This is a genomic window from Clostridium sp. TW13 (assembly GCF_024345225.1).
In the GTDB taxonomy this organism is placed as follows: Bacteria; Bacillota; Clostridia; order Clostridiales; family Clostridiaceae; genus Inconstantimicrobium; species Inconstantimicrobium mannanitabidum.
Genome location: NZ_BROD01000001.1, coordinates 356,391 through 381,602, shown reverse-complemented (window position 1 = coordinate 381,602; position 25,212 = coordinate 356,391). Strand labels below are relative to the sequence as shown.

The window sequence follows — 25,212 nt, the reverse complement described above, 5'->3', positions numbered from 1 at the left end:
TCATTTGCATCTATTACTAGGATAATTCTTTTCTATTTGATTGTCAATATCCTCACCTGCTGAATTATTCCAATAATTTAATGTAATTATTCACTAGGGGGTTTATAATTATTTTTTATTATAAAGCTCTACTTTTTCACCATTCAAAATTTTATTAGTAGTTCTTACTGCACACATCTTTCCGCACATAGAACAACTATGTTTATCTTCTGGAGGGATACTTTCAAAATACTCTTTAGCTTTTTCTCCATCTATAGCAATCTTAAACATCTCATCCCAATCGAGTTTTTGTCTTGCATCTGCCATTGCATTATCTCTATCTCTGGCACCTGGAAGTCCATTTGCTATATCTGCTGCATGTGCTGCTATCTTTGAAGCAATTATTCCTTCCTTAACATCTGATATATCTGGAAGTCTTAAATGTTCTGCTGGTGTTACATAACAAAGGAAGTTAGCACCATGTGTTGCAGCTATAGCCCCACCAATAGCAGAGGTAATATGATCATAACCTGGAGCTATATCAGTAACTAAAGGTCCAAGTACATAGAAAGGAGCTCCATGACATAATCTCTTTTCTATTTGCATATTAGCAGCAATTTCATTCATAGCCATATGACCTGGTCCTTCTATCATAACTTGAACATCCTTTTCCCATGCTCTTTTAGTTAGTAACCCTAATTCAATTAGTTCAGTTATTTGACCTGCATCAGTAGAATCATCAATACAACCTGGTCTCATGGCATCACCTAAACTGATTGTAACATCATACTCTCTAAGAATATCTAATAGTTCATCATAGTATTCATAAAAAGGATTTTCATTACCTGTCATCTCCATCCATGCAAATAGCAAAGATCCTCCTCGAGATACTATATTCATCTTTCTTTTATCTTCTTTAAATAACGAAATCGTTCTTTTATTTATCCCTGCATGTATTGTAACAAAATCAACTCCAGCCTTTGCATGTGCCAAAACTACATCAAGAAAATCCTTAGCTTTTATGTCTAACAAGTCTTTTTCAAGGTACCCAATAGCATCATACATAGGAACAGTTCCTATCATTGCTGGAGAGTACTCTATTAATTTTTCTCTAAATTCTTGAGTCTTCCCATAATTACTTAAGTCCATTATGGCTTCAGCACCATATTTAATTGCAAGCTTTACCTTCTCCATTTCTCTGCAATAATCTACACTATCACCAGAGATACCAAGGTTTACATTTATTTTGGTTCTAAGTCCATCACCTATCCCCTCTGGACTAAGTGATTTATGATTAATATTAGCTGGTATAACCACCTTTCCTTCTGATACTAACTTTAGTAGTCTCTCTTCAGATATTCTTTCCTTTTCAGCTACTGCCTTCATCTCCTTTGTAACAATACCCTTCTTAGCTGCTTCCATCTGTGTTTTATAATTCATATAACATATCTCCTTTCAATAATTATTTTCTGTAATCTATAAGCTAGGAGAATATTTTCAACTATATATGTTTAAAACAAAAAATGTAGCCACTACGGGCTACATCAATAGACAAAAATATTAATATACTTCCCTACGTTGGTATGAACCAAATCAGGTTATAAGAGTTTAGGAAATTGTTCTTTCCAATCTCAGCTAAAATATTAGCTCCCCTAGTTATATAGCTATACAATTATAGAATCATTTACACTCTTAAAGATTAACCTAATATAATAAAAAGGTCAAGAAATTTAGATGTATTTTATAGATAACTTTCCTCTAATATCCTCATCTTTAGGTCTAAAGTTTGTACAAAAATATACGCCATAAGCATTGCTGTGTAATCATCTTCAGAATTTTTTCAAAAAATTCTTTGCAATTAATTCCATAGATAATTCAAGAATTCATTAGATTATATTCATGCATTGGCAGTAATCACCGTTGGATTTAAGAATAGTCCTATGTTAAATTATATTCACAGCCCGATAATGCATCTGCAAAAAATAAATAAATCCATTTTCAGATGCCTAAAACAAATTCGAGGAGGAATTAGATATGAAAAATATTAAATTAACCAAATTATTTGTTATCCCAGCTGTAACTTTAAGTTTAGGATTAGCAGCTTTTGGAGCTAGTAAAATAGATTACTCTAAAGTAACTGGAGCAAATGCTGGTGCTCAAGTTGAAAATGTAAATGTTGCAGCAAGAAAATCATTACATAATTCTAATAGATATAACTACTATAAAAATAGTGTACAAGCTACACCAAAAACTACAACAAATACAACTAATAATACTGCAACAAATTCAACTAATACTTCTACTAATTCAACAGTAAATACTCAAAACACAGCTACTAATAGTACAAGCACTCAAAATACTACTTCAAATACAACAAATAACACAACTACAAATACTCAAAGCAGTGTTGCAAATGATAAATTTATAGCAGAAATTGAACAATTAATATTTAATAAAGTTAACCAAGAAAGGGCAAAAGCTGGTGTTTCACAATTAAGCTACAATTCAACAATGGAGCATTATGCCAGAATTAAGTCTCAAGACATGGGGGATAGAGGTTACTTTGACCACAAAAATCCTGAAGGTAAATATATGTCTGACATAATGAAGGCTGATGGAGTTAATTACATGGCTTGGGGAGAAAATATAGCTTACATTGGTGGTGTAACAGGAAACTCTACTTTAGCAGATAACTTTATGACAAACTGGATGAACTCGCCAGGACATAGAGCTAACATATTATCAACAAATTACTCAAGTATCGGAGTTGGAGTTTATAAGATAGGTGATACCTACTATGCAACTCAAGAATTTTACAAATAATATTCTGTAAAACTACATAATAAAATAATTTAAAAAGCCATAGAGATGGACTAGCTATATAAACACTGCAGTTTATATTTGCCAGTCTAACCTCTATGGCTTTACCTTTTATTCTTTATGAAGTTATAATTTCTTAAGACTTGTTGAGCTAGAGATAATAAACTCTTTAAATTTTTATTGTAAAACTATTTTTTCACTAATTAATTCTTTAAATTCTTCTCTCTGGCCTGCCGGAATATTCAATGCATTAAATACTACTGTTTTTCCACTTTTTAAATTAATTTTAAGTATTATATCTTCAAAAGAATAGTCTTCTATATCTGCATACTTAACTTTCTTACTCGTAAAGACTCCATTGATACTAAGTTCATTTTCCTTTACAACTGCACAATTTAGATATGCTATTAAAAATCTTAGCCCAAAGAAGATTAAAATCACTATTATTAGTATATTTACTATAATTTTATTTTGTGTAGAATTTGCTGTAGATAGTGTTATAATTCTCGCCACAGCTGTTATCAAGAATAATAAAACATATATTATATTAACCCACAACCCTCTAAAACTCTTTTTCATTTTCCTCACCTCTAAATATTATTGCTAATCTATTATATCAGATAATAATTATAAATGCTTTTTTTTCTACATTGAATAGCACCATTAATATTTTGTAACATATACCCATGGTAATTAGTACAAACTAAGTGTATATTAATTACATAAGATATATTTTTATATCTTAAATATTTCATATTATTTATTTACAGAGTAGGTATTTGTGCGTTAAGTGCTGATAAGACGGGAAGTTGCTTATTAGACGAAAAACATTAGTTTGCGGTACAAATGTCGCATTCCGCTGTTAAATAAAAGAGATCTCTCTTTTGTTTCAGCAAATAATATTAAGGGGGGATCTATGTGAAAAGAATATATGATTTATTTTCAAATTCATCAAAAGAACTAAAGAATGTACTTTGTCTAGTTACAGTTGGGCTTCTGCTTGCCGTTAAATTGGCACTAGGGTTACTACTCAACATTCAAATTACACAATTTTTAAGACTAAGTTTTGACTTTTTAGTTATGACTATAATTGGTTTATTATATGGGCCTACTGTTGGGGCACTGAGTGGAGGATTATCAGATATTATTAATTATCTTTCTAATCCAAGAGGACCATACTTCCCAGGGTTCACTCTTTCTGCCATTGTAGGAGGAATTTTATACGGACTTATCCTTTATAAGAAAAAAGTTACTATTAAAAGATGTATTGTAGCCAATGTTTCAGTTGTAATAATCGTTGACATAATATTAAACACTATTTTCTTAACTATGATGTACGGATATTCAATCACTGCAATACTGCCGCTTAGAATAGCTAAAAATCTATTATTAGTTCCTATTAATGTTGTAATGATGAATTTTATATTAAAACTTGTAGAAAAAATTAAATTAAAGTAGTCAATTAAGGGAAGTTATAAAATTATAACTTCCCTATAAATATACTTAATATAGCCTTAAAGACCTAATTTAATTAGAATAAACATACCATCTTCTTATTCCTATCACTCTTTTGGTTTGCTCATCAATATATACAATATATGGTAAGTGCTTGCCATTCTCTTTATACCTAAACGTGACTACATAAACTCCTTTTCCAGCATATCGTTCATAGCAATCGCCATTAAATGGGGGAATATTTTTGAATTCTTTAGTTAATACAAATTTTCCAATTTGTGAATTAGCATAATCACCAGAAAATCCACTTAATACATCAGGTGTAAGAGCTTTAAATGCTATTTTTTTAACCTCATTGATTTGCTTATCATTATATACAGATATAAGCTGTGTATTATCCTTATAATAATTATTTAAATAAATTAACCCTGCAGTACAAAAAATGATTATAAATATTAGAGTTATAAATATGACTATTTCATTTCGCCTAAGCATGACTAAATCCCCCTATAAACAGTTCATCCCTTATTTATTACGAAAAAAATATGAAATAGTTCAGTGATAAGTAAAAAAATTATAAATTTATTACTTTTATATCACTATAATCCTTAGTATATTCTACTTCTCTTTTCTGACAAGTAAATATTATTATTTGCCTTCTCTCTCTTAAACTATATAACAATTCAATAGCTCTTTTCATTCTCTCATCATCATATTGAACAAAAGCCTCATCTAAGATAATAGGTACAACCTCGTCTCCAAAAATCAAATCAATAAGAGCCAACCTTAATGACAAATAAATTTGATCCCATGTACCATTACTTAATAACTCTGCTACCATCAAAGAATTATTTTCTTCATTTCCTATAGATAGATTATAATTCTCAGACACTCTTATATCTGTATACTTTCCACATGTAAGAAAACTCATATAATTTGCTACCTTTGTATTAAGTATAGGTCCAAAGTTTTTTTGCATATCTTTAAAAGCTTCGTTTATAACCTCCATAGCTATTTCTATTGCTTCAAGGTTTTCCTCTTGATTTTGTATTTCTTTTTTTACATTAATAATATCTTCTTCTATAAGATAAAGTTCACGACTCCCTAAGAACAAGGTCTTAATATCATTTTCTATATCTTTTAGCGATTTTTCAGTTTCAAGCAACTCTTTATTTTTTTCATTCAGCTCATTCTCAATCTCATCTTCACTTTCATAAGAATATGAAATGTCCTTATCAATAAATTCTTGAAGTTCCATCTCCATAAAACTTATATCTCTGTCTTTTAATAAAAGTTTGTATGTTTCTTCTGTATTTTTCAAACTAATTTCTATTTCATTCTTCAATCTTATTTTCTCTTTAAACTTCTGCAACTGCTCTTTAATTACACTATAATCCTTTGAATATATTTTTACTGAACTTAATCTTTTATCTAAAATTTGAAGTTTACTTTCTTTATCCTTTTGTAGCATTTCTATGGAATCCATCAATAAATCTTTTCTAACTTTTACAGAATTTATTTCTTCCATCAACATTCTGTAAGTTCTTATTTTTATCATAAATTCATCTATATCTTCGCTGTTAGTTTTCATCAATACTTTATTTATTGCCTGTTCATTCTCATAAAGTTCTTTTTTAACATCATCTTCACCCAAAGCTGTTAAGAAGTTTTCTTTATCTTTTTTCTTCTCTTTGAGTAACTGAAGACTAAATTTTATTTTATCGAACTTATTTAGTACTAAAATCAACTGCTTATAATCATTTACTTTTATAGCTTCACAAATTTCACCTATGTTATTTTCGTACAACTCAATATGCTGTTTTTTTTCTGTTAGTAAGTTAATGTAACTATTATAATCCTCATTATCTTTTTTAACAGCCTTAAATTTTTCATTAATATTAATATACAAACCTCCAAAAACTATTCCTAATAGCATTATAACTATCCCTAAGATTTTCAGTAGTGGTAATAAACTCAAAATCACTATTCCTACTGATATACCTAAGACTGCAAGACTACTGTATAATACTTTTTTGTTTTTTACTGATTTCATAAACTGTTTTGAAATTTGCTTCTTGCTGGCTCTTTGATCTTGTAATAGAGTTTCAGTATATCTAAGTTCAGCTTCATATTCATTTAAAAGTTCAGCAATATCTTCCCTTCTTTCCTCTAAATATGATGAACCTTGCACAAAATTCAGATTACTATTTATTTCTTGATCTATACTTTTAATCTCTTCCCTGATACTACTTATTGCTTTCAACTTATCTTTTAAATTCTCATTTTCTAAATTTACCTTTATTACTTTAGATTCTATATCCTGTGGTAAATCATAAAATGCAATTAAATCTTCTAGATTTTTTTCCTTTTGACTTATAGTTTGTTCTAACTCATTTTTCTCTTGAAGCTTTGACTCAATAGCTTCATCTACATTTTTAACTACATCAAGTGATTCTTCTAGTTCTTCCAAATATGCTAAATTTATTTGCCCCTGATCACTATTTAAATCCTCTTCAACCTTTTCTTTATTACTCTTAAGTTCTTGGCTTTTCCTTAAATACTCCATTATATCTTTGTATTCTTTTTGTAGCTTAGTTTTCTTTAAATATTTTTTATAAAGCTCAAGTTTTCCTATTTCCTTTATTAGAAAATCTTTATGCTCTTTAAGATTAATTTGCTTTAACTCATCCTGAACATTTTCTTCTGAAAGCTTTAATCTTTTATACCTCTCATCAACAAGATTGCTAAGCCTAATTCTTAACAAATCTAAACTTCCACCTTTTCTGGGTGCCACAAGATTTTTTTTAAGCTCTAAAAGTTTCTTTATAGATTTGTCATGAGAAACCTCATCTCCACCTGCCTGAAACATTCCTGTTATCTTAGTCATTATTTCATCATCCTTGGACTTTGTAACTATGGTCCCTAGTTGTTTTATAAAAAGAGTATTTTCAAAAGTATCACTACTTATTTTTAATATTTCTTCTCCCAAGGATTGAAATGAGAGCTCCTCTTGGGTTTCGCCTGTAACTGAATCTATTACCTTAATCAAATCATCTTTTTTTGTTTTTCCAAAGCTCCTTTGTATAATCATATCCCTTTCTGAATGAAGAATTTCAAGTTCTCCATGAGCTGTATTTTCATTAATAGGTATTATTTTGGTTCTTTCATCTTGTCTTATATCTCTTATTCTCTTATTACCCGCTCCAAATAGGCATGCTTTAATAAAAGCTTGAACTGTACTTTTTCCAGATTCATTTTGTCCATAAATAACATTAAAACTATCTGATAATTCTAAATCCACATTATTTAACTTTCCAAATTTAAATGCTCTTATCTTTTTAATTATCACCTAAGTTCACCTCTTCCTTTGATAAACTTTGTAACCCTATTTTAAAGGCTCTAATCAACTTCTCTTTTTCTTCTTCATTAGCAGCTGTATTTATCTTCTCTAACATCTTAGCGCTAAATAATCCTTTAATTGAGTATTCTTTACTTAGTTTATTTACATCAACTTTAATTGTAGTATCATCTTTAACTTTCACTGAAAAGAAATATCTTTCCAATGAATTTTGCAGTGAATTAATATCAACAACAAAATCCTCATCTATCTCACCCTTTAAAAGTATCCTATAAATATCGTTTATAGAATTGCTATCCACTTCAGAAAGAACTCTCTTTACTATTCCTTCCTTTGATATAATTCCTGAAACATCTACTTGCAATTCCTTATAGTTTCGTTTATTAGTTGGAACAAATTCAAGTTGCACATTTTCCCTATAGACTTCCCCTATAATTACACCTTTCTCACCCAACTCATCATATCCTCTTCCTTCAGGACATCCACAATAAGCATAAAAGGTATTGCCGCTTCTTTTAATCCCTGAGAATGCATGTTTATGTCCTAATGCTAAATAATCTACTGAAGTTCTTGCAATTTCAGTTTCTGTAATTGGATTATATTCATTACCATCTTCAACTTGAGATACATCTCCATGCAATATCATTAACTTTATATATTTTTGAAAACTGTTGTCTGAATTATAATCCCTAAGTAAAGATTTTTTCTCATAACTTTCTTTAAATGAAGCTCCTATAACCACTGTATTTAGTTCTTCTATTACAACACTCTCAAACTGATTTGAAAATATGTGAACATTACTTGGCCAATCTATCATATTGTAAAAACTTCTATTATTTAATGGATCATGATTTCCTGCTACAATAAATATTCTTACTTCTGGTATCTCCATGAACTTTTCTTTTAAAAATTGTAATGTAATTTTTTTCACACTACTATTATCAAAAACATCGCCTGCAATTAGTAAAATTTCAGCATTTTTCACCTTGCATAAATGTATTATTTTTGAAAAAGTATCTCTCAGCTCATCTTGCCTAATTTTAGATAATTTGGTGTCTAAATCACTGAAAGGTGTATCAAAATGTAAGTCTGCACAATGAACTATTTTTACTTTATCCATCACTTATATCTCCTCTATATTTTACCGAACCTTTGTTCTAATTTTAGCATAAAAAATAAGACCATGCAAAAGTTAATCTCTTGCATGATCTCATTTTTAGGTTTTAAGAATAATTTACATTATGAATTTACCAAGCCATTATATATGTTTATTACTTTATAGTGCTCTCATATTGCTGAACCATTCTCTTAACCATTTCGCCACCTACGGAACCACATTCTTTTGCTGTTAAGTCTCCATTGTATTCCTTAAATGGAACTCCTAATTCACCTGCTACTTCATTCTTAAAATTTCTTAAGCCTTGTTTTGCTTGTGGAACTATTATTGACTTTGACATAATGTATTCCTCCTTTGGCTATATTATTTGTAAACGAGTTTTTCATTTTACTTGAAAATCCTCTTTTTGTTTACACTGTTATGTTAACCACTCTATATATCTATAAACTATGATTCTAATGGAGATACTGTAATAAAGTGGACAATTTTTTATTAAGGTATCTGAAAGTACATAGGTTTATATTCTAATCTATTTTCAGATGCATAAGTAATAAAATAAGGATGTGCAAAGTTAAATCTATGCACATCCTCATTTTTGAATGACCTTGGGATTATTTTTCTGCGTTACTTAATATGACTTTCATAATCCTGTATCATTCTTTTAACCATTTCGCCACCTACGGAACCACATTGCCTTGATGATAAGTCTCCATTATATTCTTTAAATGGAACTCCTAATTCTCCCGCTACCTCATTTTTGAAAGTAGCTAAACCTTGCTTGGCCTCTGGAATTAACACTCTTGACATGATTACATTCCTCCTTGGCTATATGGATTTGTAGACCGAATACTTTTACTTACCCTGTATTCTCTTGTCTACACTATTATATTAACCAATATATTTTGTAATACTCTAAGAAATTTATGGAATCACTTGAGTAAATGTCATTTCTTTATAGAGTCTTTATAAATCAATTACATTAATTCTAGATAATTAATGTAATTGATTTATATTTTTAATTATAATGTAACATTTTCATTGTAAAATTACATTATTAATAATTATCTATAATAAAGGAGTTGTAATTATGATATCAAGAAATAAATTTTTCAATAGAATGTTAATACTAGTCGCAACAACATTAGTTATAGCAACTTCTACTTCACCTTTAAATATGGAATCAACTTTTGCTGAAAATAAAGTGATCACTTTATCTAATAAATCCACTCCAGATATAACTGCAAATAATTTATCATTTGGAGTTATATCTGATACTCATGTAGGACCTCGTAAACATAATGAAATTGACCGATTAACTAAAGTATTTAAATTTTTTAATAAAAATAAGGCTGATGCACTTGCTGTTGTTGGCGACCTTACAGATGGTGGACAAAAGGAAGAATATAATACATGGAAATCTATTCTTAAGGCAAATAAAGGTAACCTAAAGTTAGTAGCCTCTATGGGCAATCATGAAGGCAATAGTGCTAGTTTATTTACTGATACAACAGGAGAAAAACCTAATGCCAATTATATAATAAATGGATATCATTTCATTACTTTAAGTCCTGGTTTAGGAAACTTCAATGAAGATACTGGCAGAGGAAAAATCCAAGGTGGGGATAATTATGCATATGTAGCTAATTGGTTAAAAAATCAATTAAAAGCTGCTGTAAATGAAGATCCTAAGAAACCTATCTTTGTATTTTTCCATCATCCATTACAATATACTACTTATGTTTCAAATGAACGTCATGGCAGAGGTCTTTCTACTGGTAAAGATTCTACATTTAAATCAGTATTCAGTGGATATCCTCAAGTTGTAACTTTTTTTGGACATACTCATGCGCCAAATAATAATCCTACTAGCATATGGCAAGATGGAGGTTTTACTGCTATAAACACTTCTACACTTTCTTATGCTGGACTTGAAAGCGGAATGGTTGGTGGCAAAGTTGAACCTAAAGATTGTCAAGATGTAGCCCAAGCAATGTCAGTTGAAGTTAAAGGCAGCAAAATTTCAATTCATAATTATGACCTTTTATCAGATAAAGATATTGCTCAAACATGGCAATTTGATGTATCATCACCAAAAAGCTTTATTTATACTAAAGCACGTAGTAAAGATGCTCAAGCTCCTATTTTTGAAGATACAAACTCAATTTCTGTAAATAATGTTAATCTAACAGAAGCTACATTAAAATTCAACCAGGCCTCTGAACCATACAATAAAATAAATGATATAGTTGAATGTTATAAATATGATTTAATTAACCAAAAAACTGGCCGTGTTATTAAAAGTTTTAAAAATTGGTCTGAATATTATATTGATCCTATGCCACAGTTTATTACACAGAAAATAACCGGGCTAACTCCTGGAACAGAGTACATTGTGAAAATATATGCAATAGATGCCTTTAATAAAATTAGTGACTCTTATTTATCAATAACATTTAATACTGAAAAACTTATAAAATCACCTAAGCTTTCAAATTCAAATGATAAAAAAACACTATAAATTGATTACTTATTATTAATCATAGCAACAAAAATATAAATATATTTATATATAACTCTTATTTATTTGTATTATACAAATTTAAACAAAGCAACTCATTAAAGAGTGATGACTATAGGATTTCCTTGATATAGGAAGCGTACCATGGTCATTACTCTTTTTTATTTTGGAATATTTAAATATACTTTATTGGTTATTGATGTAGGATATTATTTAGAACTTATATGCATTTCCTAGCTAATAAAAAACGCTCTTGCTCATACATATAGGAACGCACACATTAAAATAATCTTAAAGGCGAAAATCAACTTACATATTTTACATAAAAATTCAAATATGGTATGATAAACTTTATATTGTTTATATTTTAATTTATATAAGAATATTTTCATTGATAAATAATTTTTTATTCGAAAATTTTAAGGGGACCTATTTATGATATTCAGACAAAAAAATCTTAAACAAATTCTTATTATGACTATAGCTATATTAATACTTACAAATTCTTTTTTATTTTTTCCTAAAAAAGTTGCTATAGCTGAAATTAAAAATAATACTGACTCTAAAAATAATAAAGTTGTTTTTGGAGTCATATCTGACACTCATATAGCTCCAAAAAAGTCTAATGAAATTTCAAGATTAGCCAAAGCATTCGAATTTTTTAATAAGCAAAAAACTGATGCTATTGCTGTTGTTGGAGATCTTACAGACTCAGGAAAAAAAATAGATTATGATATCTGGAATTCAATTAAAAAATCAACAGTTGATAATATAAAGTTGGTAGCTTCTATGGGAAATCATGAAAAAGATACAGCTGCTTTGTTTACTGAATGTACAGGTGATAAACCAAATGCTAATTATGTTATCAATGGATATCATTTTATAACTTTAAGTCCAGGTACAGGTCCACTAGATTTATCCACTGGTAGAGGACAAACTCAAGGTGGAGCTGATTATTCTTACGTAACTAATTGGTTAAAAACTCAGCTTGATTCTGCTGTGAAAGAAGATCCTAAAAAACCTATTTTCGTTTTTTTTCATCATCCTATGGAAAATACCTATTACACAACAAGTGATTGCCATGGGTATGGATTATCAACAGGTAAAGATGATTCCTTTAATTCTGTATTTAGCCATTATCCTCAAGTAGTAGCTTTTTCTGGTCACACACATGCACCAAATAATAATCCTACTAGCATATGGCAAGATGGAGGTTTCACTGCTATAAATACTTCTACCCTTTCCTATGCTGGACTAGAAAAAGGCATGATTAGTGGTAGCCAAAATCCTAATGATGCTTATCTAGTAGCTCAAGCAATGACAGTTGAAGTTAATGGAAGCAGAATATTAATCCATAATTACAATCTTGTAACAGATAGATACATTCCTCAAACTTGGGAATTTGATGTATCTTCTCCTTCAAGTTTTATTTATACAAAAACTCGTAAGCGAAAAGCCAAATTACCTGTTTTTAATCATAGGAATATTACTATTAATAATATAACTGATTATGATGCTACTATAAAATTCAAGCAAGCAACTGTTCCTCCTAACAATATAGATGATATTATAGAAGCATATAAATTTGATATTATTAACAAGAAGACTGGTAACCTTGTTACAAGCTTCAAAAATTGGTCAAAGTATTACTTAGACCCTGTGCCAGATTCTATATCTCAAAACATTTATTCATTAGAACCATCGACAGAGTATATAGTAAAAGTATATGCTATAGATGCATATGACAATGTTAGCAACTCAAACTTATGTATAACATTTACTACACATAAATCAAATTCTATAAATACAACTCCAATCATATATTTTAATGTTGTAGTGCTAATAATATGTTTTGCATATTTATTAATTAAAAAATTACGTAAAAATACAACTGAACATATTAATTCATAAAAAAAATTTTAAGCAGGTGCATTAAATTACACCTGCTTAAAATCTATCTATTCGTGAATTGAAGGTAAGGTATTCAAATTATTGGACTCATCTTGATCTGGTAAACTTCTTAAATATTCTTCACCCTTCTTAGAAACACCAACTGCTACTCCTGATATTTCACCATTCTTAGCTCTTCTCACACCTTCAGACTTTGATATCTTTTCTCCATTTGAAAGTTGATATCCTGTTACATCTCCTGATTTTTTAATTAATGCTTGTATAGAATCAGCATCCTGGTTAGGTGTTGGAACTTCCTCATTAATGTTTATAGGCAATCCACCTAATCTTCCATCATCATTATTCATAAAATAACACCTCCATTACCTTTATGATGTTATTTTCTCCGTGAAGAAATAAATAATCCTTTAAAATTTAATCCTTTTCCACTAAAGCAATCCAGTTATGATTAAGCCTTACTAAATAGAAATACCAGCTATTACTCAATTCATAGCTGGTATTCTATCCTATTCATCTAAGGTCCTTAGTAAATTATCTAAACTATCTTTTAGTATTTTTGCCTCTTCAGGTGATAGACCTACCTTACAAAATATTGCATTAGGCACTTCTACTATCTTTTCTTTTAAGGCTCTACCTTCATCTGTTAATTCTACTATTACAACTCTATCATCATTGACATCTCTATATCTTTTGATCAACCCCATATTTTCTATCTTTTTTAATAATGGTGTTAATGTTCCTGAATCTAAGTGTAATCTTTCTCCAATACCTTTCACTGTAGATTTTTCTTCTTCCCACAATACAAGCATAGCTACATATTGAGTATAGGTAAGATTAAACTTATCAAGTATAGGTTTATATAATTTAATTATTTCTCTTGAAGCTGCATATAAGGAAAAACACACTTGGTTATCCAACTTAATGCAATCATATTTATCCATAAAACTCTCCTTCTGCTTATTTCAATTTATTTTAATTGAATCAAATTAATCATGCTTTTTTAATAATATTATATTTTTTTCATTTATCTGTCAACAGGATAATATTTTGTTCAATTTAATTTATTAAAATTATATTACTTTTTCTTTTCGCTTCTGTCAACAAATAATATGTGGAATTCAAGTACAATCTACTTCATCCTTTCAGTTTTAAAAAAGACTATACAAAATCATAAGTTAGTAAATGAAGTAACTACTTATAACTTGTATTCTTGCACATTTGAATTAGTTCAGATACCTCTTCACTACTTAACTTACGCCATCCCCCATAATTAATTCCATCAAGTTTTATATTAAGAATTCTAATCCTCTCTAATCTAACAACTGTATATCCGCAAGCTTTACTCATTTTTCTGATTTGTTTATTAAGACCTTGAGTCAGGATTATATTAAAAGTATCTTCATTTATTCTCTTTAACTTACACGCTCTGGTTTTAACTCCATCTATCTCTACTCCATCAGACATCCTTTTTATAAATTCATCGTCATATGGCCTATTTAATGTTACTATATACTCTTTTTCATGTTCATTTTCTGATTCTAAAATCTTATTTGCAAGTTCTCCATCATTGGTCATTAATATTAATCCTTGAGAATCCTTGTCTAATCTCCCTACTGGAAAAATATATTCTGGATAATTCAAATACTCTATTATATTATTCTTCACTTCACTAGCTGCAGTACAAGTTACTCCTATTGGTTTATTTAATGCTATATATATTTTTTCTCTTTCTGAAATAGGTTTACCATCTATAAGTATAGTATCTTCTTTCTCTACCCATTGCCCAGGAACACAAAGTTTTCCGTTAACTGTTATTCTATTTTCTTCTATTAGTCTATTAGTGTCTCTCCTTGAACAAAAGCCAAGATTACTTAAAAGCTTATTTATTCTCATTTCTTTATTATTTCCTTTGACAACTTATTTTCATATAATAATACATTTTATATCATATTTAAATCTATAACAATGTGAATATATTTATAAAGTTATACTTTTCTATAAATATATTTAAATGTTTATAGGGAAAATGCTAGTTCAGATACTCTTCCAAAATACTCCTCGAAATACATACACAGCAATCTAAAATGTGGTAAGCAATCTACTCCCATAACACATGGGTCTATGCCTAACATGACTCAACAGACTAAAGTACATAAAAATAGTGGACATTTATACTTGTCCACTATTTAAAATCAATTTATTATTTTGTACCTTTTAATGTATCAGCAATAGCTGCTATTGAGCCTAAAGATGATAAAGTCTCATTTGGAAGGATCAACTTATTAGCTGGATTCTTGGCCATTTCTTTTAATGCTTCAACTTGCTTTAACGCTATAACAACTTCATTAGTTCCTGATGAAATAATTGCATCATTTACATTTTTAATTGCTTGCGCTTCAGCTAAAGCTACTTCTTTAATAGCATCTGCTTTACCTTGTGCTTCTAAAAGTTGTGCTTCTCTTAAACCTTCTGCTTTTCTTATATTAGCTTCCTTTGCAGCTTCAGCTTCAAGTATTTTAGCTTGCTTAACACCTTCCGCTCTAGCAATTTCAGCTTGTTTTGCACCTTCTGCTTCAAGAATTGTAGCTCTCTTACTTCTTTCTGCTTTCATTTGTTTTTCCATAGCTTCTTGGATTTCTCTTGGTGGAAGTATGTTTTTAATTTCAACTGAAAGAAGTTTAATTCCGTAAGCATCAGTAATTTCATCTACTATAGTTAAAAGCTTTGAATTTATTCTATCTCTACCTGATAAAACTTCATCAAGTGTCATTTCACCAACTATATTTCTCATATTAGTTATTGTTGCATATCTAATACCATCCATATAATTTTCTATGTTGTAAACAGCATCCTTAGCATTCATAACTTTATAGAATATAACATTATCTATAGAAATATTAACATTATCTTTGGTAATAACATTTTGAGGTGGTATATCTATAATTTGTTGCTTTGTTGATACTCTTCTTCTTACATAGTCTATAAATGGAATTAAGAAATGCCAGCCTGGTTCTAACATTCTATTGAATTGTCCCAATCTCTCAGCTACCATTACACTTCCTGTATTAACAACTTTAATTGATGATAATATGGCTATTATCAATACAAATACTATTACAGTAATAATAATTTTTAACATTTTGCTATTCCCCTTTTACTAAAAATTTAGTTCCTTTAATTGCAATAATCTTAATTTTATTGCCTGCCTTAATTGGTTCACCTTCATTAATAACTGACCAGTAAGCTCCATCTACCATTATTCTGCCATTTCTATCTATATCCTCTTTGGCAACTAATTCTGTTCCTATATACTGCTCTTCTCTGGTAAGTGTCTTAGGTATGTTTTTAAGTTTTCGCTTAAATATTGGATAGAAAATAATTGTTAGAATACTTCCTACCACTGCAAACGCAACTACCTGAGAGCCAAAACCAAAACCATATAGTTCAAGTATGGCTGCAACTAAAGCTCCTACACCATACCATACAAATAACATTAAACTGGTAGCAATATCAGCAATTACAGATACAATTATTATGGCTACCCATAAATAAATCACTTTCCTTCCCCCTTCTTGAATTGATATCTCGAATATAGTATACAACTTTTAGTAGAGTTGTCAACCTTCTAATGAGTTTTTTATTACCTTATTATATCTTTACTCTACATCTAATCCTATGCATACTATAACAGTAATATTAAATATAAATTTTAATTTTATTTTACATATTATCTATACAATTAATATTATATACCAATCTTGGGTTTTATTAAAGCTAAATGACGTTTTTGCTGTTGAATCAAAATATATTTTGAAATATTTTTGCTATATGAATATATGTATGTTAAAATATAAACAAAGTCTGACTTAAAGGTTTTTCCTGAAAAGAAAGATTTGTATTTTACCAATCGTTCTGAATAACATGAGGGTAAGTCCCAAATGACAAGGCGGTAAATATATTAAGATAGCAAAGATTAACTATCCTTACGCCTTTTTGGTGTAAGGATTATTTTATTTTAGGTATTCTCAAAAAAATAAGTAAGTCCACATGTGATGAATATTTGGGCTTGTTATTTATTTTAAGATGTCCTATTGAAAGGAATTGTAATAATGGATACGCGAATAGCACTAATTGGTATTATTGTTGAAAATGAAGAAGTAACAGAAAAACTTAATTCAACTCTACATGAATACAGAAAATATATTGTTGGAAGAATGGGCATACCATATCATCAGAAGAATGTATGTATTATCAGTGTGGTCATTGATGCTACCAATGATGTTATAAGCTCTTTATCTGGTAAACTTGGTATGATTAACGGCATAAACGTAAAAACTATCTATTCCAAGACAGGTAAATAAAAGTTTCCTATGTATACCTTAATATTGGATGAAACAGTTATTTGATCAGAACGAATCTAAATTTAGGCATCTTCAAAAAATAAATAAGTCCATATGTTAGTCTATTTTCCGTTATACTGCGTCAACAGAACCCTTAGATAGCTCTGCTATCTGCGGAACCTGTTTCCTTGTCTAACTAAAAATATCCGTCACATATTTGGACTTGTTATTTATTTTCAGACGCTTTAAAATCCAATTTTATAGAAGGAAGTGTAAATATAATGTACAACGTTAAATCAAAAGTCGCTACTGAATTTATTGATGATCAAGAAATATTAGACACTCTTAAATTTGCTGAAGAAAATAAAAGGAATCGTGAATTAATAAATGAAATTATAGAAAAAGCAAAAACTTGTAATGGACTTTCTCATAAAGAAGCTGCTGTCTTACTTGAATGTGATTTAGAAGATGAGAATCAAAAAATGTTTTCTCTTGCAGAAGAAATAAAGAAGAAATTTTATGGCAATCGTATTGTAATGTTTGCTCCTTTATATCTTTCAAACTATTGTGTTAATGGTTGCATATACTGTCCATACCATCATGGAAATAAGCATATAAGAAGAAAGAAGCTTACTCAAGAAGAAATAGCTAAAGAAGTTATTGCTTTACAAGATCTTGGACACAAGAGATTAGCACTTGAAACTGGTGAAGATCCAGTTAACTCTCCTATTGAATATGTGCTTGAAAGTATAAAAACTATCTATAGCATTAAACATAAAAATGGTGCTATAAGAAGAGTAAATGTAAATATTGCAGCTACTACTGTTGAAAACTATAGAAAACTTAAAGAAGCAGGTATAGGAACTTATATTTTATTCCAAGAAACCTACAATAAGAAATCTTATGAAGAACTTCATCCAACTGGACCAAAGCATGACTATGCTTATCACACAGAAGCAATGGATAGAGCTATGGAAGGTGGAATTGATGATGTAGGTTTAGGGGTACTTTATGGACTTAACATGTATCGTTATGATTTTGTAGGTCTTTTAATGCATGCAGAACATCTTGAAGCTGCTAATGGCGTTGGCCCTCATACTATCAGTGTTCCTAGAATACGTCCTGCTGATGATATTAATCCAGAAGATTTCAGTAATGCAATTTCAGATGAAATATTCCAAAAAATTGTAGCAGTATTACGTATTGCTGTTCCATATACAGGACTAATAGTTTCAACTAGAGAATCTCAAAAAACTAGAGAAAAAGCACTTCACCTTGGAATTTCTCAAGTCAGTGGAGCTTCTTCAACAAGTGTAGGTGGTTATGCTGAAAAAGAGAAACCAGAAGAAAGTTCTGCTCAATTTGATGTAAATGATGATAGAACTTTAGATGAAATTGTTAACTGGCTACTTGAGTTAGGATACATTCCAAGTTTCTGTACAGCTTGCTATCGTGAAGGAAGAACTGGGGACAGATTTATGTCTCTTGTGAAATCAGGACAAATTGCAAACTGCTGCCAACCAAATGCACTTATGACACTAAAAGAATACCTAGAAGACTATGCTTCTGCTGATACAAAAGCAAAGGGTGAAAAGGTAATTCAAGATGAAATTAACAATATATCAAGTGAGAAAGTTAAAGAAGTTGTTAAAGAGCATTTAAAAGATCTTAACGCTGGAAAACGTGATTTTAGATTTTAATATAATCCCTGGCAATGTTATTAATAGTAAATTTTGAAAAAACTTAAAAAATCTTAATATCACATACTATATATGTATAGTATGTGATATTAACAAAGTCCAGCAATAACTTTGCTGGACTTTAATTTGTAATATAAAATAACCAAAATTTATTCGTACTTTATTAATTATGTTTAAAAGAGATATTTTCAGTACTTGCTGTAAATTCTATCAGACCAATATTCTTATTTTCAAGTAAAGCATGTATTTCATATTTGTCATCAACTTTATATACTTCATCATAAAGCCACCATGAGTTTTCCAATGAAGCATCTTGTTTTATTATATTATAATTCTCAAGCCGTATCTCATATACATCAGTAAAACCACCAGAATTATCAAATAGTATTGATAAATACTCATCTGTTTGCTTTATATCTGTAATAAGACAATCATGAAAATTTATATTTTCAACCATGTCCTTATTGAATGATTTCGAAGCTTCACTATAATATTTATTATATGCTTTAATGGTCTTATCCACCAACTTTTCATTATCATTACAAAATCCAGTTACGTCGTTTATTACTTGACGTGATGCCCTATCTAATACAAAAACACGGATATCTGCTATCTTTTTTAATATTTTTTCAGGAAGTATTTTTTTTAAATGTTCCTGACGATATATAAATCTATCTTCGAATTGTTTAGAAAACTTTTCTTTATAAAATGGCTCCTGTTCTATTTTATAAACATCTCGCCACGAATCTAAAAACTCATTCAACTTTTCAAGGTACAACTTTTGAAAATATTCTTCTGAAAAAGATTCTGCTTGTTCATCTTCTTCTAAGATAAGATGAGCATAGGTCTTTTGACATAATTCATACCACTCTTTAGTAAAGTATTTCATTATTTTAATTTTCCCCCAATTCAAATAAAAGTTATCTTTATTTTATACTTTGATAATTACTAATTTCATATCAATACATTGAATATAACATTTGTTGATTAGTCTTCACTTACAACTGTAAATTGGTTTATAGATTCAATTATACCATAATATTCATAAAACTATATCTGTTTACATATCTCAGCATAGCTATATAAAATGCTTCTCAAAGTCTAAAATTCTTTATAATTTTGTGCAGACTTACTATAACTTTTTTTGCTAGTCTTTACAGCAAACTTACTTCAAAATAAATAATTCGCCCAATATATGGTATAATAAATTATGATTCATACTTGTATAAAAGATTCCATTTGAATTATTGTACAAGCAATAAATCTGAATTTATGGGGGTTGGTTTCATGCCAAAAGCAAAAGTGATTATATTTGACTTATTTGAGACATTGATTCATGATATAAAATTTGATTTTACTTCAGGTTTATTATATCTGCATGAAAATGTTCTATTCGAAGCTACTGATAAACTAGAACTTCTAAATTATGCAGATACATATTGGAAAAACCTTTATGACAAAAGAAATGAAGATAATTCAGAATTGCCTTTTGAAGAAGAACTTTTGGATTTCAAAAATAAATATGGTTTTAAAGTAGATTTGCCAACAGAAGAAATTCAATACAATTGTGTACTTACAATGAATCCTACAGAATTATTCAATGAAACTATTTCTACTTTAGAAAAACTAAATTCTTTAGGTATTCCTGTTTATTTATTAAGTAATAGCATTTTTAAAAAGAATGTAATGAAAAAATTCATTAATCAGTATGAATTAGAAAAATACTTTGTTAACACATATTTTAGTGCAGATTATAAAGTGAGGAAACCCCACAAAGATTTCTTTCAAGTTGTCTTTGATGATATTCAAAAGGACAATAAGGGTATTGAAAATGAAGAAGTTTTCTTTATTGGAGATAATTATGACGCTGATGTTCTTGGAGCTAAAAATTTTGGATTTACACCTGTGTTTTTAAATCGTAAACATGTGGATGGAATTAATAATAAAGGCTTTCTTGAAATTAATTCCTTAAATGAGTTGTTTGAATTGATGACTTAGTTGTAGTGTATTCTTGTGATATAGTTCTTTTAACTAGACTAAATGAAGAACTTTTTTAAAAAAATTGATAAATACGGAACTACTATTTATTATAGGAATCTTCTTACTTCATAGATAGAATAAATTCTTATATAATTGAGTTATGTATTTATATTGGTGCATATAGAAGCATTCCACCTAAATGTTGGTAAAAAAATGTCGAATTTTTGTAACTTGTCCACCAACATTATTATGGAACAGTTCTATATAGGTAGCAGATAACAACATTACCCTATCAATCAAAATACATAGATTTTATTACAATGCATATACTTATACAAAAATATAAGAATATAATATAATTGCACTATTGACAATATAATGTACTAGTGCTAATATGTACAACAAACATAAATATTATATAACGGCTTTGAAGAGGAAGAGTAATTATATACTTAAAATAAAGAGAGGGAATGACGGTGGAAATTTCCCATGACAGATATAATGAAGGTAGCCCCGGAGCTTTAAACCGAAATTTTTATAAGAGTAGGCTTTAACGGAATCCCACTGTTAAAAGGGAGATAGTATCAGCATTACATGCCCGCACTATACTGAGAGTGTACATTTTGTACAAATTTAGGTGGTACCACGGAGATTCACCCTTCGTCCTATATATTAGGACGAAGGGTTTTTTTATTTTCTTTAAGTGCGCAATTAAAGAAAATTCTTAATTGGAACATATAAAAATAATAAAAAGTATTAATTTTGTGGAGGTAGCCTTATGTTAACTAAAAAATATAATTCAAATGAATCAGAAGAAAAATGGCAAGAATACTGGCAGGAAAACGAAATATACAAATATGATTTTAATAGTGATAAAGAAACATTTTCTATAGATACTCCCCCACCAACAGTAAGTGGCAGTCTTCATATAGGTCATATATTCTCCTATACACAAGCTGAAATGATTGCAAGATTTCAAAGAATGCAAGGTAAAAATGTATTCTATCCTTTTGGGTTTGATGACAATGGCCTACCAACTGAAAGATTGGTTGAAAAAGAAAAAAATATACGTGCTGTTAATATTCCTAGAAGTGAATTTATCAAAGAATGCATTGCAACAACAAAAAGATATGAGGAAGAGTTTAAAAACCTGTGGCTTTCAATGGGTTTCAGTGTAGATTGGTCCTTACAATTTGAAACTATAAATCCAATGGTTCAAAAGATATCTCAAAAATCCTTTATTGATATGGCCAAATCAGGAAAAGCTTATATAAAAGAATCCCCTGTTTTGTGGTGCACTACCTGCCAAACTTCTATTGCACAGGCTGAACTTGAAACTACAGAAAAAGAAACAACTTTCAATTATATTCCCTTTTTAGTAGAGGGTGAAGAATTGATAGTTGCTACTACAAGACCTGAACTGCTTTATGGCTGCACTTGCTTATTTATAAATCCTAAGGATGAAAGATATACAAAATATATAGGAAAAACTGCTCTAGTACCTTTATATAACTATGAAATCCCAATACTTTCTGATGAAAAAGTAAGTTTAGATAAGGGAACAGGGATTGTTATGTGTGCTACCTTTGGAGATACCACTGATGTTGAGTGGTATGAAAAGCACAAACTTCCTTATAGAAAAGTTATTGAAGCCAATGGAAAAATAAATGAAACGGTTCCTTTCATAGGAGGATTGAAGGTTCTAATTGCAAGAGAAAAAATAATAGAGCTCCTTAAAGAAAATAACTTACTAAAGAAAAGTGAAGTAATAACTCATACAGTTTCAACTCATGAAAGATGTGGAAAACCAATAGAAATAATCCCTTCAAAGCAGTGGTATATCGATATCTTAAGTGAAAAAGAACGATATTTGAAAGTTGCTGATGAAATTAATTGGTATCCTGCTTCTATGAAAAATAGATATATTGCTTGGGTAGAAAATCTAAAATGGGATTGGTGTATATCAAGACAAAGGTACTATGGAGTTCCTTTTCCAGTTTGGTACTGCAAGAAATGTGGTAAACCAATGTTTCCAAAGGATGAGGAGCTTCCAATAAATCCAATGGAATCAACACCAACCTCAGCTTGTGAATGTAATCATATGAATTTTATACCGGAAACAGCTGTTTTTGATACTTGGGCAACTTCTTCTCTAACTCCATTAATAAATTCAAAGTGGAATACAGATGAAGATATTCATTCAAAGTTGCTTCCCATGGGAATGAGAACTCAAGCACACGAAATAATCAGAACTTGGGCTTTTTACACCATAGTTAGAAGTCTATATCATACTGGCAATATTCCTTGGAAGGATCTTATGATTTGTGGTTTTGTTTTGGCCAAGAAAGGTGAAAAAATAAGTAAGTCAAAAGGCAATTCTAACTTTGATCCTAAAACATTAATAGACAGACATTCTGCTGATGCTTTAAGATATTGGGCTGCAGGTGCAAACCTTGGTACTGATACAATGTTTTCTGAGGATGAACTTAAAATATCAAAAAGATTCTTAACTAAACTTTGGAATGCAGCTAGCTTTTGTATTATGCAGCTTGAAGATTTCACTGGAGATAAACCAAAAGAAACATTACCAATTGATAAATGGATAACTGAACGACTTAAGCAAGTAGAAAGTAAAGCTATCGATTATTTAAATCAATATGAGACAGGGCTTGCCAAACATGAAATTGATGATTTCTTCTGGAATGATTTTTGTGATGATTATTTAGAATTAGTAAAGGACAGATTATATAAACCAGAAATCCATGGAGCAAAAGAAAGATTGTCTGCTCAATATACTTTGTATAATGTGCTTCTTGAACTTCTAAAGCTTTATGCCATCTATGTACCTTACATCACAGAAGAAATATATCAATCTTATTTTAAAACCTTTGAGAAGTCAGCTTCAATTCATATAATGGAATGGAACAAGAAAGAATCTACTATAGATAATGAACTTTTATGCTTTGGAGAAAATATAAAGGCCATTATCAGCGAAGTAAGAAAATATAAATCAGAAAGAAATCTATCATTAAAGGAACGATTAAATATTATAAAAGTTAATATACCAATAAATCAAAGCAGCTATTTTCAAAAAACATTCAAAGATATCAAAGCTTGCACTTGGGCTGAAAACATTGAAATATCCCCTAGTAATTGTTGGAATATAGAGATCTTATAAGATTAATTATAAGTTCTACTTACTTTGAAGAATTATAACAGGTACCTGAGTGGTGATATAATTCATTTATATCTTCTGAAGCAGTCGCTTCATATAAGTTTAAATGACATTGCTAAAAATTAAAAATATTATTAACTTAGTATAAAAAAAGTGCTGTTACATATCGAACCCTTCATTAGGTTGGATGGCAATAGCACTTTTTTTCATTATCTTCTTAACAGTATACTCTAGTCTTAAATATCCATGGTCCCCATTTTATACTGTTATTAATGCTGACATTTGCGAAAACTATTTTTATGTCAGCTTGTCCACTCAGACTAAAATCTTCTATATTATATCTACGCTCTTCTTCTGCAAGACACTTGTCCAATTTATAAGAACATTGATTTTCTTCACCTCTAATTTTTATCTCATTTACATACACATTTGAATCTATAATTCTAAATCTTCTGTTTTCACCAACTTCTTTATCTGAAGTTAGCTTTGATAAAATTACAAGCTCTCCCCCATCAAAGAACACTTTATTTATACTAATTGTTATACCATCCTTACTTGCTACTAAGTTTTTTGTCTGATTAAGCTCTATATAGTCTTTTTCTATTTTCAACTTACTTGCTAAATCACTATTTATAACTCTGATATTTGCCTTAATATTTTCCTTTATTCCAACTAGATATGCATCCATTTCAGATGCATTATCTGAAATTTTTTTAACCACTGACAATAAATAATTATTGCATCCAAATATCTTAGAATCCTTTTTTGTATTTACTTCCTTAACATAAACAGCTTCTTGTACTAACTCAATGCTACCTGATGAAATATTATATGTAGCCTCCCCGTCCATATGCAATCT

The 25,212-nt window shown here is 29.4% G+C and carries 22 protein-coding genes, 2 riboswitches and 1 other annotated feature; of the genes, 8 read left to right on the top strand and 14 right to left on the bottom strand.

The window, feature by feature from the left end; genetic code table 11:
- Positions 1-108: 108 nt before the first annotated feature.
- Positions 109-1,419 (bottom strand): phosphomethylpyrimidine synthase ThiC, encoded by a 1,311-nt coding sequence (gene thiC / locus OCU47_RS01900; RefSeq protein ID WP_261826903.1) that lies wholly within the window; start codon positions 1,417-1,419, stop codon positions 109-111.
- A gap of 113 nt (positions 1,420-1,532) precedes the next feature.
- Positions 1,533-1,643: riboswitch (TPP riboswitch) on the bottom strand.
- 370 nt (positions 1,644-2,013) lie between these two features.
- Here thiC and OCU47_RS01895 point away from each other — a divergent pair.
- Entirely contained in the window at positions 2,014-2,802 is a 789-nt protein-coding gene (locus OCU47_RS01895) for a CAP domain-containing protein (RefSeq protein ID WP_261826902.1), read from the top strand.
- 174 nt (positions 2,803-2,976) lie between these two features.
- Here OCU47_RS01895 and OCU47_RS01890 read toward each other — a convergent pair whose 3' ends face one another.
- Positions 2,977-3,378 (bottom strand): hypothetical protein, encoded by a 402-nt coding sequence (locus OCU47_RS01890; RefSeq protein WP_261826901.1) that lies wholly within the window; start codon positions 3,376-3,378, stop codon positions 2,977-2,979.
- Positions 3,379-3,564: 186 nt separating this feature from the next.
- Positions 3,565-3,663: riboswitch (THF riboswitch) on the top strand.
- A gap of 54 nt (positions 3,664-3,717) precedes the next feature.
- On the opposite strand from OCU47_RS01890, the gene OCU47_RS01885 reads away from it, so the two are divergent.
- Entirely contained in the window at positions 3,718-4,257 is a 540-nt protein-coding gene (locus OCU47_RS01885) for a folate family ECF transporter S component (RefSeq protein WP_261826900.1), read from the top strand.
- Positions 4,258-4,326: 69 nt separating this feature from the next.
- On the opposite strand, the gene OCU47_RS01880 is transcribed toward OCU47_RS01885, so the two are convergent.
- From OCU47_RS01880 to OCU47_RS01860, 5 genes are all read right to left on the bottom strand, one after another.
- Positions 4,327-4,749 carry a hypothetical protein gene (locus OCU47_RS01880; protein ID WP_261826899.1) on the bottom strand — a complete coding sequence of 141 codons (423 nt, stop codon included), beginning with the start codon at positions 4,747-4,749 and terminating at the stop codon, positions 4,327-4,329.
- A gap of 79 nt (positions 4,750-4,828) precedes the next feature.
- Positions 4,829-7,603, bottom strand: coding sequence for an AAA family ATPase (locus tag OCU47_RS01875; RefSeq protein WP_261826898.1), 2,775 nt, complete (start codon positions 7,601-7,603; stop codon positions 4,829-4,831).
- Positions 7,593-8,732 carry a metallophosphoesterase family protein gene (locus tag OCU47_RS01870; protein ID WP_261826897.1) on the bottom strand — a complete coding sequence of 380 codons (1,140 nt, stop codon included), beginning with the start codon at positions 8,730-8,732 and terminating at the stop codon, positions 7,593-7,595. Before OCU47_RS01870 ends, OCU47_RS01875 begins: the two co-directional genes overlap by 11 nt.
- Positions 8,733-8,883: 151 nt before the next feature.
- Positions 8,884-9,069, bottom strand: a complete 186-nt coding sequence (locus OCU47_RS01865; protein WP_261826896.1) for an alpha/beta-type small acid-soluble spore protein — start codon at positions 9,067-9,069, stop codon at positions 8,884-8,886.
- A gap of 284 nt (positions 9,070-9,353) precedes the next feature.
- Positions 9,354-9,536 carry an alpha/beta-type small acid-soluble spore protein gene (locus OCU47_RS01860; RefSeq protein ID WP_261826895.1) on the bottom strand — a complete coding sequence of 61 codons (183 nt, stop codon included), beginning with the start codon at positions 9,534-9,536 and terminating at the stop codon, positions 9,354-9,356.
- A gap of 280 nt (positions 9,537-9,816) precedes the next feature.
- Here OCU47_RS01860 and OCU47_RS01855 point away from each other — a divergent pair, with 280 nt between their 5' ends.
- Both OCU47_RS01855 and OCU47_RS01850 read left to right on the top strand, forming a co-directional pair.
- On the top strand, positions 9,817-11,247 hold the full coding sequence (locus tag OCU47_RS01855; RefSeq protein ID WP_261826894.1) for a metallophosphoesterase: 1,431 nt from the start codon (positions 9,817-9,819) through the stop codon (positions 11,245-11,247).
- Between the two features lie 435 nt (positions 11,248-11,682).
- The gene (locus OCU47_RS01850) at positions 11,683-13,158 is read left to right on the top strand and encodes a metallophosphoesterase (protein ID WP_261826893.1); all 1,476 of its coding nucleotides are present in this window, start codon (positions 11,683-11,685) and stop codon (positions 13,156-13,158) included.
- 47 nt (positions 13,159-13,205) lie between these two features.
- Here OCU47_RS01850 and OCU47_RS01845 read toward each other — a convergent pair whose 3' ends face one another.
- The 5 genes from OCU47_RS01845 to OCU47_RS01825 all read right to left on the bottom strand — a co-directional run bounded on the left by OCU47_RS01845 (position 13,206) and on the right by OCU47_RS01825 (position 16,715).
- A complete protein-coding gene (locus OCU47_RS01845; protein WP_261826892.1) occupies positions 13,206-13,505 on the bottom strand; it encodes a DUF3892 domain-containing protein in 300 nt (99 codons plus the stop codon).
- A gap of 159 nt (positions 13,506-13,664) precedes the next feature.
- Positions 13,665-14,099, bottom strand: a complete 435-nt coding sequence (locus OCU47_RS01840; protein ID WP_261826891.1) for a MarR family winged helix-turn-helix transcriptional regulator — start codon at positions 14,097-14,099, stop codon at positions 13,665-13,667.
- A gap of 250 nt (positions 14,100-14,349) precedes the next feature.
- Entirely contained in the window at positions 14,350-15,051 is a 702-nt protein-coding gene (locus OCU47_RS01835) for a pseudouridine synthase (protein ID WP_261826890.1), read from the bottom strand.
- A gap of 307 nt (positions 15,052-15,358) precedes the next feature.
- Positions 15,359-16,297 carry an SPFH domain-containing protein gene (locus tag OCU47_RS01830; protein WP_261826889.1) on the bottom strand — a complete coding sequence of 313 codons (939 nt, stop codon included), beginning with the start codon at positions 16,295-16,297 and terminating at the stop codon, positions 15,359-15,361.
- A 4-nt stretch (positions 16,298-16,301) separates the two neighbouring features.
- Complete coding sequence (locus tag OCU47_RS01825; protein WP_261826888.1) at positions 16,302-16,715, bottom strand: NfeD family protein; 414 nt, start codon at positions 16,713-16,715, stop codon at positions 16,302-16,304.
- 552 nt (positions 16,716-17,267) lie between these two features.
- On the opposite strand from OCU47_RS01825, the gene OCU47_RS01820 reads away from it, so the two are divergent.
- Together OCU47_RS01820 and hydG are read left to right on the top strand one after the other, a co-directional pair.
- A complete protein-coding gene (locus OCU47_RS01820) occupies positions 17,268-17,519 on the top strand; it encodes a TM1266 family iron-only hydrogenase system putative regulator (protein ID WP_261826887.1) in 252 nt (83 codons plus the stop codon).
- A 260-nt stretch (positions 17,520-17,779) separates the two neighbouring features.
- Positions 17,780-19,198, top strand: a complete 1,419-nt coding sequence (gene hydG, locus OCU47_RS01815) for a [FeFe] hydrogenase H-cluster radical SAM maturase HydG (RefSeq protein WP_261826886.1) — start codon at positions 17,780-17,782, stop codon at positions 19,196-19,198.
- A gap of 163 nt (positions 19,199-19,361) precedes the next feature.
- Here hydG and OCU47_RS01810 read toward each other — a convergent pair whose 3' ends face one another.
- A complete protein-coding gene (locus OCU47_RS01810) occupies positions 19,362-20,087 on the bottom strand; it encodes a DUF4085 domain-containing protein (RefSeq protein WP_261826885.1) in 726 nt (241 codons plus the stop codon).
- A 398-nt stretch (positions 20,088-20,485) separates the two neighbouring features.
- Here OCU47_RS01810 and OCU47_RS01805 point away from each other — a divergent pair, with 398 nt between their 5' ends.
- A complete protein-coding gene (locus OCU47_RS01805) occupies positions 20,486-21,196 on the top strand; it encodes an HAD family hydrolase (protein WP_261826884.1) in 711 nt (236 codons plus the stop codon).
- 400 nt (positions 21,197-21,596) lie between these two features.
- Positions 21,597-21,849 (top strand) — a binding site (T-box leader).
- Positions 21,850-21,956: 107 nt separating this feature from the next.
- Complete coding sequence (locus OCU47_RS01800) at positions 21,957-24,356, top strand: valine--tRNA ligase (RefSeq protein WP_261826883.1); 2,400 nt, start codon at positions 21,957-21,959, stop codon at positions 24,354-24,356.
- Positions 24,357-24,570: 214 nt separating this feature from the next.
- Here OCU47_RS01800 and OCU47_RS01795 read toward each other — a convergent pair whose 3' ends face one another.
- Positions 24,571-25,203, bottom strand: a complete 633-nt coding sequence (locus OCU47_RS01795; RefSeq protein ID WP_261826882.1) for a DUF4179 domain-containing protein — start codon at positions 25,201-25,203, stop codon at positions 24,571-24,573.
- Between the last annotated feature and the right edge of the window lie 9 nt (positions 25,204-25,212).